The organism is Alcanivorax nanhaiticus, assembly GCF_000756665.1.
Taxonomy (GTDB): domain Bacteria; phylum Pseudomonadota; class Gammaproteobacteria; order Pseudomonadales; family Alcanivoracaceae; genus Alcanivorax; species Alcanivorax nanhaiticus.
Window position 1 is genome coordinate 336,924 of the sequence record NZ_ARXV01000002.1, and the last position, 11,901, is coordinate 348,824.

Consider the following 11,901-nt stretch of genomic DNA (forward strand, 5'->3'; position numbering starts at 1 on the left):
ACGTCGTTTTCCTTACTTGGAAATACGACAAAAAGGCGACATTATGCCGATCACGCTGTCACCATCAAGCCTCAAATGGGGACGTTCTGCTGACCGTAAAGTCCGCGCAGACAGACGTATCATTCCTGAGCTCAAGGCACAGGCTGGCACGCTCCCCCTCTGCAGGCACCCTGGAAAGATGCATCAACATAAGGTGCATGCCTCCGGGGGCAAAGGACACACTCCCCCCTGCGGGGACCATCACCTCGTGCAAATGACGCATGGCACGGGTGCCATCCTCCTGCATAGACATGTCGTGCAGCATGACGTGACCGGCAAAGTCGCTCCGGGCACCGGTGATCACCACCGCCGCATCGCCGGTGTTGGTCACCGTTACATAACCCGCCATGGAGGGGGACACCGGCGGTACCGCCCGTAACCAGGCCTCATCGAGCACAAGCTCTGCCTGAGCGGTTGCCGCCCAAAGCATCGCGCCGGCCAGAACGGCCCCTTTAGAGAAGACTTTCTGCATCCGCAGCCACCTCATCAATATTGAAATCCGCCGGGTAGAGTTTGCGTACTCGCGCCTGGTCATCCAGCAGGTAGATATAGTCGCTGTGGGTGAAGAGGTAATTCTCTTCCTCATCTCCTTTGATAAAAACCACCCCGTATTGCTCAGCGACTTGTCGTATCTCTGCCAGAGAGCCCGTCAGACCGACCATCTCAGCCTTGAACCAGGGCAGGTACTCCTTCAGGTGCTCGGCTGTATCCCGTTCCGGGTCGAAAGTAATAAACACCGGCTGCACCCGATCCGCCAGCCCGGCCTCATCCAGGTTCCGATAGACCTGAGCTACACGTGCCAACACCGCCGGGCAGATGTCCGGACAATGGGTGTATCCGAAGAAAAGGATAGACACCTGGCCTTTGAGATTATCCTGTGAAAACGGCTTTCCATCCTGGTCAGTAAGTGAAAACTCACCACCCAGACGAGTATTAACGGGAAGATCGCTTTCCGGCTTGTCGCACCCTGCGAGTAGAATCAGCACTAACAATGACAGGATGTACGGCAGTTTTCGCATGATCGCTCCGGTTGGTATAATCCGCGCCTATTTTGACGCTATTCAACGGTTAGGCAAGCCAAACCGGCTCGCTGCCCCGTGATGGAGGTGCCCCTTGGCACGCAAGCTTTTTATCCAGACCCACGGCTGCCAGATGAACGAGTACGATTCCACCCGCATGGTGGACCTGCTCGAATCCAGCCACAGCCTTGAGCAAACCGACAATCCCGACGAAGCGGATGTGCTGCTGCTCAACACCTGCTCCATCCGTGAGAAGGCCCAGGAAAAGGTGTTTCACCAACTGGGGCGCTGGAAAAAGCTCAAGGACGCCAACCCCGACATGATCATCGGCGTGGGCGGCTGTGTGGCCAGCCAGGAAGGGGAAGCCATCCGCGAACGTGCCCCCTACGTAGACGTGGTTTTTGGCCCCCAGACCCTGCATCGCCTGCCCGGTCTCATCACCAAGGCCGCCAGCACCCGTGAGCTGGCCATTGATGTGACCTTCCCGGAGATCGAAAAGTTCGACAATCTGCCTGAACCCAGCGTCGATGGCCCCACCGCTTTCGTGTCCATCATGGAAGGCTGCTCAAAGTACTGTACTTTCTGCGTGGTGCCCTACACCCGTGGTGAAGAGGTCAGCCGCCCGGTGCAACCCGTGCTCGACGAGATTGAGCATCTGGCGGAAATGGGCGTGCGCGAGGTGAATCTGCTGGGCCAGAATGTGAACGCCTATCGGGGCCAGGGGGCCAACGGTGAAACCCTGGACCTGGCCGACCTGATCCTGTTGATCCGCGATATCGACGGTATCGACCGCATCCGTTACACCACCAGCCACCCGGTGGAGTTTTCTGATGCGCTGATTCAGGTATACGAAGAAGTCCCCGAGCTGGTCAGCCACCTGCACCTGCCAGTGCAGTCCGGCTCTGACCGTATTCTCGCCATGATGAAGCGCAACCACATGGTGCTGGAGTACAAGAGCAAGCTACGCAAGCTCAAGCGCATTCGTCCGGACATTTCCTTTAGCTCGGATTTCATCATCGGCTTCCCCGGTGAAACCGACCGGGATTTCGAAGACACCATGGATCTGATCCACGAGATCGGCTTCGACATGTCCTTCAGCTTTATCTACAGCGCCCGCCCCGGCACCCCGGCGGCAGACCTGCCCGATGATGTGCCCATGGACGTGAAGAAGCAGCGCCTGGCCATTCTGCAACAGCGCATCAACCAGAACGCCCAGGACATCTCCCGCAAGATGGTGGGCAGCACCCAGCGTATTCTGGTGGATGGTTTTTCCAAGAAGGATCCCGGCCAGCTCAAGGGCCGTACCGAGAATAATCGGGTGGTGAACTTCCGTTGTGACGATACCGATCTGATCGGCAAATTTGTGGATGTGACCATCGCCGAAGCCTACAGTAATTCGCTGCTCGGCACCGATCCGCGCAACCCGGGCTGATCGCCCGGGTTGCACGTCCAGGCTAAGCCATTACGGGTTGCTTTGTAGCAGCCCGTTTTCATCTCTGGCAGGGGCCAGATAATCAGGCAGCAGCACTACCGACTCCGGATTGTTCTGGGCAAAGCTGGCATCGGGAGCCACATCGCCCCCTTCGCTATCAAAGAGGTTATCGAAGCGCAGCACCTGTTTCTGCGATTTTTCAGCCACATAAAGGCTGGATCCATCCCAGGCGATATCCACCGGGTTGCCCAACTGGGTATTGCCCACGGCGTCGTTATTGCCGTCATCAATGCTGATGGCCACTGGCGTATTGCCATCCGCCCGGTCCGCGCGCTCAATCACATACAACTTGCCGTCGGTGCCATTTGCGCCACTTCCCACGTCAGAGACAATCAGGGCATTGCGATCCGCCACATAGACAATCCCATGCAGATTGGTCGGCGCAGTAATCGGCATACCACCGATAGTCGGGGTGATTGTGCGATCAGGACCGCCGGTGCCTCTGTCCACACTGTAGTCCTCAAATACCGCCACAGTGCCATTCACCAGCGCCACGTAGAGGGTATCGCTGTCCGGGTCATAGTCCAGATCCCAGGGCGCCACACTCAGCGTGGTCTTGTAAAGTGGCGCCACGTTGCCGCCCGCCTGGGCACCAAACACTTTCACCGCGGGATCACCATTGTCGGTCACCAGCACCAACCCCAGGCCATCCGCGATATCAAACCCCTTGGGGCTGACCAACCCGGTATTTTCACCGCTCAGCATACGATCACGGCTCAGGCTAAACATCTCGCCATCGCGAGCCACCCCTAGCCGGTTGATCACAGCCATGCTGCCCTCACTGGGCGTCATCGCATTATCCGCTGTCAGGTACACATCCCCGAGCTGGTTGACACTCACACTCTCCAGCGAGCCGCCGACTGTAAAACTGCGCGTCACCATCGACAGATCAGTATCCAGCACCACCACATCAGGCTGGCCCATGAGCGGCGGATTACTGGTGACCAGCACCCCCTCAATGGAAATACGGGTGTCATCGATATCAGACACATCGTCCCCCAACGGCACCGTAGCATCGCGGATCAGGGCTTCAGGCTTGACGGAATCGACCACTCTGGACGGCGCAATATCGCCAGACTCCCCGGCAAAGATATTGTTGTAGACCAGGATGGCATCATTGGATTTCTCGGCAATAAAGGCCCGGTTGCCTTCCAGAATCAGGTCCACCGGATTGCCCAGCAAGGTGGAAGGCCCGGCAATGGTGCGATCCGGTGTCACCATCCCCTCCGCGGTGCTGGCGCTGGAAATCACGAAGATCTTGCCATCATCGGCCACGCCCGGATCGGCCACATCCGTCACTACCAGTGTGTCGATGTCCGCCCGGTAGGCAATGCCATGAATATTAGACACGGCCATTCCGTCACCGGGAGTAATCGTGCGCGCAGCCATGGCCGAGAAGTCTCCTGCCACATAGTTATCGATGACCAGGATGGTGCCATTGGTCATGGCCAGGAACGCCCGATCCAGCGTCTCGTTGTAAACCAGATCCCAGGCATTACCGGGAAGACTTGTGGAAGCAAGGGGCGTCGCTTCCTCACCGGCGGCGGTGCCATACACCTCAATACTGTTTCCACCCACGTTGGCCGCGAAAATCAGACCGGCTTGATGGGCAATCGCTACCCCTTTCAGATTGGCTGATCCCGGAGCATCCACCTCGCGATCGAGCCCCAGATTACTGGTAGCCTCATCCGGCCGTGATGAGGTGCGGTGCACCACCTGGAACTGGCTCGGCGAAGCACTGATATCACTGGCGGCATAGAGATTGCCCAGCAGATCCAGCACCATGCCTTCATTAGCGTTGGACTGAAAGGTAGCCTCGACTGCCAGGTTTGGCCCCAGCCGGTCAATCTGACCCTTGTTGTCACTACCATTGTGCATCACCAGCAAAGGCGCCGAACGGGCACTGGCGGGCACAACCTGCCGATTGCTGTTGCTGCTCCCATTTCCGCCACACCCAGCCAGGGTCAAGGCAGTACCCATCGTCAAACCCGTTATCCAGTGCAATTGCCGATTCATGTTGTCGCTCCTGATCAATCCATTATGTCGATACGCGTAAAAATTCCGTGCACACAATCAGTTACGCCACCGAAACGACATTGGATGTAGCAAAACGCAATGAATCGTAGCCATCTGTTAATCGCGTCAGGGAGTCGCTCCTCCTCCCGAATACTGCCCTTGTGCGGGAAACGTTAGCCGCACCGCGCGCAGACACAGCAAATTCACTTCCCCGAAGCCCGCCTTCGGAGTATTCTGAAACCCTTTGCAACAGCCCGCAGGGCCACCTTTTCCATCTTGGACACACCACTCGCTTCACAGCACATCCGCCTCGAACCCAACGATTCCCGTCGCCTGGCCAGTTTGTGTGGTCATCTTGATGAACACATCAAGCAGATTGCTACGCGCCTGCATGTGGATATCCATAATCGTGGCAACCAGTTCCACCTGTCTGGCGAGCCGGATCTGGTGGAGGCCGCTGCCACAATCTTGTCCGAACTGTACGACCAGACACGGGACGGCACAGAGCTGACTCCGGAAATGGTCCACCTGCATCTGCAACAGTCCAGCGTTGCCGAAATGGCCACCGGGAACGTTGCCGACAATACCGTGCCTTTCCCTTCGGACGACGTCGTCATTCGCACCCGCCGGGTCAAGATCAAGCCCCGCGGCGCGCACCAGCGCGAGTACGTCAAGAATGTACAGAAATACGACATCAACTTTGGTGTGGGCCCGGCCGGTACCGGCAAGACCTGGTTGGCGGTGGCCTGTGCGGTAGATGCTCTGGAAAAGGCAGAAATACAACGCATTCTGCTGGTTCGCCCGGCGGTCGAAGCCGGGGAAAAACTGGGTTTCCTGCCGGGGGATCTGGCCGAGAAGATCGACCCTTATCTGCGTCCGCTCTACGATGCCTTGTATGAAATGCTCGGTTTCGAAAAGGTCGCCAAACTGATGGACAGAATGGTCATTGAGGTTGCGCCGCTGGCCTATATGCGTGGGCGAACCCTGAACAACAGTTTTGTGATTCTGGATGAAGCCCAGAACACCACTCCGGAACAGATGAAAATGTTCCTGACCCGGATCGGATTCGGCACCCGGGCTGTGATCACCGGTGACGTAACCCAGGTGGATCTGCCCCGTCATCAACGCTCAGGTCTGGTGAATACTCTGGAAGTCCTGGACGGCGTCAAAGGCATTGGCGTCACCACCTTCGACAGTAAAGATGTGGTTCGCCACCCCCTGGTTCAACGCATTGTAGAGGCCTATGACCGTCATGAACGGGATACCGATACCGACCGTTGACATCCAGCGCGCCACCGAGAGCCCGGACATCCCTGACGATAGCCAGTTGGTGAGTTGGGCGCGCCATGCTGCGCAGGCGGCGGGTGGCGCGGAAGGGGACATTACCCTGCGCATTGTCAATGAAGACGAAATCCGCGAACTGAACCGGGATTATCGCAGCAAGGACAAACCCACCAACGTGCTGTCCTTCCCCTTTGAGATGCCGGAAGGGCTCCCTGCTGATGCCATGGAGCCACTGTTGGGCGACATCATCATCTGCGACAGCGTGGTGCGCCAGGAAGCCATTGAACAGCACAAAACCCTGCAGGCACACTGGGCACACATGGTCACCCATGGCGTGCTGCACCTGCTGGGCTATGATCATATTGATGACGACGATGCCGTCGCCATGGAAACACTGGAAATTCGCGCCTTGGCAGAACAAGGGTTTGATGACCCCTACACTGAGGCACCCGATAACACGATGGAGCAGTCCCCCTGATGTCAGACGATTATTCGGATAACGGTACCAGCCGAAGTTGGTTGGAGCGTGTCGGCCAGTTTTTCTCATCCACACCGGGCGACCGGTCTGAGCTGCTGGAATTGATCCGCTCCATGCGCGACAGCGACGTTATTGACGGGGACACCCTCGGCATCATTGAAGGGGCCATCTGTGTGGCCGACATGCAGGTGCGGGAAATCATGATTCCCCGCTCGCAAATGGTCAGCATCCGCTCCAGCTCCGATCCACGCGACTTCCTGCCCACCATCATCGATTGCGCCCATTCGCGCTTTCCGGTGCTCGGTGAGGACCCGGACGAAGTCATCGGCATCCTGCTGGCCAAGGATCTGCTACCGCTGATCCTTGATCCGGCCCGTATGGAACGTTTTGCCATCAAGGATCACATCCGTTCGGCTATGGTAGTGCCTGAGTCCAAGCGTCTCGACTCGCTGCTGCGTGAATTTCGCATCAGCCGCAACCACATGGCCATCGTCGTCAACGAATACGGCGGCATCGCCGGCCTGGTGACCATTGAGGATGTGCTGGAACAGATCGTCGGCGAAATCGAAGATGAGCACGATATCGAAGAAGACGATTACCTGATCAAGGATCTGGACGACAACGAATACACCGTCAAGGCACTGACGCCCATCGACGACTTCAACGAGCACTTTGATTGCGAATTCAGTGACGAAGAGTTCGACACCATCGGGGGATTGGTGATGCAGAAGTTTGGTCGACTACCGGGGCGCGATGAAAGCGTGGATCTGGACGGTTACCGCTTCACCGTACTCAGCGCCGACGGCAGAACCATACGATTGCTGCGCGTCACACCACCGGGGGAAAACAATAATGAACCCACCACAGAACAGGCCAGCACCTGAGCCGACACAAGGCATCAACTGGAAGGCGCTTCCCTGGGCACTCATGTTGCTGGGTGCCCTGCTGCTGACCAGCCAGTTTCTCAACTCCGGTCAAGGCCCACAGGCGGCCCTGGTCTGGTATGAAACCAGCGGCCTGCGCAAACTGGAATGGGACAACTACCTCTCCTGGTTACGCTTCAACGGTCAGGCTGAACAAGCCAAAGCCCTCGAACAGCAACTCCGGGAAGGCAACCCCCACCCGTGGGGCAACGCGTTGCTGTCAGAACAGTTCGTCACGGACAGCGACGCTCGCGCCACTGATTTCTGGTCCTCCAGCCAGATCCAGCAGTGGAAAACCCTGCGTGAGCAGGCTCCACAACAGCTGGAACAATCGCCCCTCTATCGCTGGGGCCTGGCCGCCGCCGATCCACGCCCATCACGCTTTTTCACCGCGCCCTTCACTGGCGGAACCCTGTGGCTGACCCTGCTCGCGCTGGCATGCCTTGCGCTGGTGGCACAACCACTGGAACGACAACTCGGGCCGGGACGACTGGCGGTAATCTGGCTGGCCGGTAGTGTGCTTAGTGGTGCCGGTTATCTGCTCGTCACAGGACCGGGCCAGATCCCGCTGCATGGCGCAGCTCCGGCGTTGATGGCCATACTGGCCGCCGCTGCGGCACTGTCCCGCAAGGCCATCGCCATTACCCTGCCCAGAGGCAAGCAGGAGCCCATGTCACTGAACTTGCCCGCCTGGAGCCTGGCGTTTATTCCACTGGCATTACTCATCGCACTGACCCTCGGCCACCCCCCCATGACCGCCAACCTGTCAGCGGGTCTGCTGGCCGCGGTTGGCGGAGCCCTGTTGGCCCTCGTGCTGCAACCGCGTGGTGATCAGATTCTGGTGAGCGAAACAGACACCGCCCTGCTGCCACCGGAACAACAGCAAACCATGGCCAACGGCTGGGATGCTCTGGGGAGGCTGGATGGCAACACTGCTGAGCGCCACTTTCGAGAAGTCCTGAACAGCGACCCGCAACAGTTCGACGCCCTTACCGGTCTGTTCATCGCCCAACAGATGCAGCAGCCCGTGCAGGAAGCCTGGCACGACACCGCCACCACCCTGTTCGCCCGCCCAGCAGACGATATCGGCCAGGCCACCCAGATCGCACAGCACTGGAAACAGTATCCCCCTGCCAGCAAGGAGACCCTGCCGGAAAAGTGCGCCTGGCAACTCGTTATCACTCTGACCCAGGCAGGGGAATACCAGCAGGCAGAAAAGCTGGCCGCCCGGTTTGCCGAAATTTCCGACAAACCCGACAACCGCCAGAATGCACTGACAGTGCTCCGTGAAGCGCTGCTAAGTGAAGGGTTAAAACACCGGGCCGATGCCCTGAAGGTGTGACTGTAAGCTCGACGAGTGACGAACAGCGAGAGGCTCCGCTTCAGATCGGAAGGGTTCCGCCTTTCGCAACTCGCAACTCGTAGCTCGAAACTCGTAGTCCGCCTATCGCTACTCCGCCCACGCCTGCCGCAGCTCACTCACCTGCATGCGCAACTTCGCATCCCGGCAATGGTGATCGACAAAACGCAGGTACTGCTCAGCCTTGCCGGACAGGGCAAATTTTTCCGCCAGTGTTTTTGCCAATAGCAGGTAGGCTTCGCCCAGCCCGGTGAAATCCGGATGGCGCTGGTGCATGTCCTTGAGCAAGGCCACCACCATTTTGGGAGCCGGATCATACAATCCCTGAGCCAGCGCCAGACGAGTAGCAGGACCGGAGGGCAGCCAGTCGGCCTCACGCTGACGTTGTTCGTTGATCAGGTGCAACGCACCCTGCCAATCACCGGCCGCCACCAACGCATCCAGATAAGGCTCAACCTGTAATGCGCGTTCCTCTTCCTTGCCCAGGATCGCCAGTAACTGGTCATACTGCCTCCAGTCGCCCAATGCCGGTTTCTTGCCCTTCACTGCCTTGGCAGCCCCCAGCAGCACCTTGTCGAAACGACCGGCACACAACAACACCCGCTGGCGGCGCTCTGCCAGCGACTGAGTGACCCGGGGCGCTCCCGGATTCAGCCCCCACAGGCGACCATGCTGTTCCAGCAGGGCTGCACAGGCCGCCGCCAGCACCAACCAGCCGTATGCGGCAAGTGCACCACCCACCGCTTGGGTCAGCGGTGCCGGCAACACATCCATGACGACCATCACTACAGCCACACCGGACAACCAGCCCAGCACGCCCAGTAAAGCCGCCACCAGATAATCTCGGGGAGCAGAAACCATATAGGTCAGCGCCGCCGCAAACGATCCCGGATCAGCGCCGCGCACCTGAATGGCCAGCCACAGGGCCGGTACCAGCAACATCGTGATCGTACCCAGCAGCAACCCGGCAGGCACCGACACCCAAATCATCAGGGCGATGGCCGCCAGTAACAGCACCACTGCAGGGGCAGCCTGTAGCAGAGCACCTTTCCAGCCATGGCCGGAAGACAGGTCCTGCCAGGAAGGCTGGCGTTCACGCTGATGGCGGCGTCGAACCTGAGCCTTGCTGGCCATGATCGCCTGGGCAAAACCGAAGGCAGGGATGCCACCCAGCACAGTGAGCGCAAAAAGCGCCGGTAGCGGCGGAATCACCGCCGCCACCACCGCCCAGATCAACAGCACCGGCAACAGTGTCAGTTGCAGCGGGTAACGCAGAAAGCGGTCCAGCTGCTGCCACAACGGCAGCGCCTGCTCCTGGCTGGAAGGCGCCAGCGCCTGATTGCACACCAGGCAACGGGCTTCATTGAAATTATCGTTCTGGCCATCCACACACTGATGACACAAAAACACCCCATCATGGGCGCAAAACCAGAGTGCCTCTGCACCTGGATGGTACTTGCAATAGCGATTCACTATGATGCCCCCAAAGCAGTCGTTGCCGTTTCGGGGTTGGGGTAGTTGAAAGTGTAACGTTCAAAATTGAAAAGCGCGCCAGGGGTGCCGGGATTCTCAGCCGCCGAGCCCGTGCCCTTATTGGTAAGCACGGGCACGGCATCCCGGTAATGATGACGCCATCCGCATTTCAACTTTGAACGTTAAACTTTCAACTCCTCCCCCTACGACTAATCGTTATTGCTCTACTTTATTCAAACCATTGCACAGACTCTACCGTTGACCGCCAAGCGGCTATGAAACGAGGATATCCATGCGCTACGCACTGCTGGCCCTGATCGCCGGCCTGCTCTTTCCCCTTGCCTTTGCCCCCTATGACCTCTGGCCGCTGATGTTTGTCAGTATCGCCATGGCATGCTTTTGCCTGCAGCAATCAGAATCAGCCCGTCAGGCGCTGTTGCGAGGCTGGCTTTATGGCATGGGCATGTTCGGTTTTGGCGTCAGCTGGGTGCATGTTTCCATGCACGAATATGGGGAAATGTCCCTGTGGATGGCCATTCCCTTCACCGCCGTCTTTGCCGCTGTGCTCGCGCTGTTCTACGGCCTGACGTTTTATTGCAGCTGGCGACTGGGACGCTCGGCATTGGTGTTTGCCGGTAGCTGGCTGCTGCTGGACTGGATACGCGGCTGGTTCCTGACCGGGTTTCCCTGGCTCTATGCCGGCTACAGCCTGATCGACACCCCCTTCGCGCCGCTGGCTCCCCTTGGCGGTGTCTGGCTGCTCACGTTGAGCGCCGTACTGCTGGCCAGCAGCCTCGTTCAGCTACGTCAGCCCGGTCCACAGCGCTGGCTGGCCGGGGCCTTGTCGGTACTGATTCTGGTCATGACCGGCATCGCCCACACCCTCACCTTCACCCACTCCAGCGGCGAACCCCAGCCAGTGGCACTGGTCCAGGGCAACATCCCCCAGGACCTGAAATGGCAGATCTCCATGCGCGAGCGCACCCGCGAGATCTACCACGAACTCACCGCCACCATTCCCGACGGTTATCTGGTGATCTGGCCGGAATCCGCACTCACCGAGTTCTACCAGACCATCACCGACTTCGTAGAAAGCGAAGGCGAAACCTTGCAGCAGCGCGGCGGTGCCTTTATCACCGGTGTTCCCTGGCGCACCCTGGACAACGGCGGCATCACCTACCGCAACAGCATCGCCGCCATCCCCCTACAGGCAGAAGATGGCCACGAACGGGTGTACCACAAACAAAAGCTGGTGCCCTTTGGTGAATATGTGCCAATGCAGTCCCTGATCCGTGGACTGATCCCGTTCTTTGATCTGCCCATGTCCGGCTTTACCCCCGGCGACCCGGCCCAGGGAAACCTGCAAACCCTCGGCCACACCATCGCCCCCTTCATCTGCTACGAGATTCTCTACCCCGAACAGGTTGCCACCCGCAGCCACGGCTCAGATGCCCTGATCACCATCAGTAACGATGCCTGGTTCGGCACCTCCGCCGGGCCATTGCAGCACTTTCAGATGGCCCGCATGCGAGCCCTGGAAACCGGTCGCTGGTTGCTGCGCGGCACCAACAATGGCGTCACTGCGGTCATTGATGACAGAGGCAAGGTGGTCGATGCCCTGCCCCAGTTTGAACGGGATGTTCTGCTCAGCAGCTACCAACCCAGACAGGGAACGACCCCTTTCATGACCACCGGCGTCTGGCCGTGGCTACTGTTGGCAGCGCTGATGATGGCAGCAGGGTGGCGGTTCAGGATGAGACAACCATAGCTTATTCCAATTAAGTATATACTTATAGCTAATTTGACTTTGGGCCATT

Annotated in this window: 10 protein-coding genes; 6 read left to right on the forward strand and 4 right to left on the reverse strand. The window is 58.7% G+C overall.

Annotated elements, in window-relative coordinates:
* Positions 1-64: 64 nt before the first annotated feature.
* Positions 65-511, reverse strand: a complete 447-nt coding sequence (locus Y5S_RS03730) for a copper chaperone PCu(A)C (RefSeq protein ID WP_035230488.1) — start codon at positions 509-511, stop codon at positions 65-67.
* The gene (locus tag Y5S_RS03735; protein WP_035230491.1) at positions 492-1,058 is read right to left on the reverse strand and encodes an SCO family protein; all 567 of its coding nucleotides are present in this window, start codon (positions 1,056-1,058) and stop codon (positions 492-494) included. Before Y5S_RS03735 ends, Y5S_RS03730 begins: the two co-directional genes overlap by 20 nt.
* Before the next feature lie 94 nt (positions 1,059-1,152).
* Here Y5S_RS03735 and miaB point away from each other — a divergent pair, with 94 nt between their 5' ends.
* Entirely contained in the window at positions 1,153-2,490 is a 1,338-nt protein-coding gene (miaB, locus tag Y5S_RS03740; protein WP_035230492.1) for a tRNA (N6-isopentenyl adenosine(37)-C2)-methylthiotransferase MiaB, read from the forward strand.
* A 30-nt stretch (positions 2,491-2,520) separates the two neighbouring features.
* Here miaB and Y5S_RS03745 read toward each other — a convergent pair whose 3' ends face one another.
* Complete coding sequence (locus Y5S_RS03745) at positions 2,521-4,566, reverse strand: YncE family protein (protein ID WP_065130254.1); 2,046 nt, start codon at positions 4,564-4,566, stop codon at positions 2,521-2,523.
* Between the two features lie 276 nt (positions 4,567-4,842).
* Here Y5S_RS03745 and Y5S_RS03750 point away from each other — a divergent pair, with 276 nt between their 5' ends.
* Genes Y5S_RS03750 through Y5S_RS03765 form a run of 4 tightly spaced genes read left to right on the forward strand, consistent with a single transcriptional unit; the run spans position 4,843 to position 8,593 of the window.
* Entirely contained in the window at positions 4,843-5,847 is a 1,005-nt protein-coding gene (locus Y5S_RS03750) for a PhoH family protein (RefSeq protein ID WP_035230494.1), read from the forward strand.
* Positions 5,819-6,328 carry an rRNA maturation RNase YbeY gene (ybeY, locus tag Y5S_RS03755; RefSeq protein ID WP_035230648.1) on the forward strand — a complete coding sequence of 170 codons (510 nt, stop codon included), beginning with the start codon at positions 5,819-5,821 and terminating at the stop codon, positions 6,326-6,328. Before Y5S_RS03750 ends, ybeY begins: the two co-directional genes overlap by 29 nt.
* Positions 6,328-7,212 (forward strand): HlyC/CorC family transporter, encoded by an 885-nt coding sequence (locus tag Y5S_RS03760; protein WP_035230496.1) that lies wholly within the window; start codon positions 6,328-6,330, stop codon positions 7,210-7,212. Before ybeY ends, Y5S_RS03760 begins: the two co-directional genes overlap by 1 nt.
* Positions 7,181-8,593, forward strand: coding sequence for a rhomboid family intramembrane serine protease (locus tag Y5S_RS03765; protein WP_035230498.1), 1,413 nt, complete (start codon positions 7,181-7,183; stop codon positions 8,591-8,593). Before Y5S_RS03760 ends, Y5S_RS03765 begins: the two co-directional genes overlap by 32 nt.
* A gap of 108 nt (positions 8,594-8,701) precedes the next feature.
* On the opposite strand, the gene Y5S_RS03770 is transcribed toward Y5S_RS03765, so the two are convergent.
* Positions 8,702-10,084, reverse strand: coding sequence for a B-box zinc finger protein (locus tag Y5S_RS03770; RefSeq protein ID WP_231552617.1), 1,383 nt, complete (start codon positions 10,082-10,084; stop codon positions 8,702-8,704).
* Between the two features lie 292 nt (positions 10,085-10,376).
* On the opposite strand from Y5S_RS03770, the gene lnt reads away from it, so the two are divergent.
* Positions 10,377-11,852, forward strand: a complete 1,476-nt coding sequence (lnt, locus tag Y5S_RS03775; protein ID WP_035230500.1) for an apolipoprotein N-acyltransferase — start codon at positions 10,377-10,379, stop codon at positions 11,850-11,852.
* Positions 11,853-11,901: the final 49 nt, after the last annotated feature.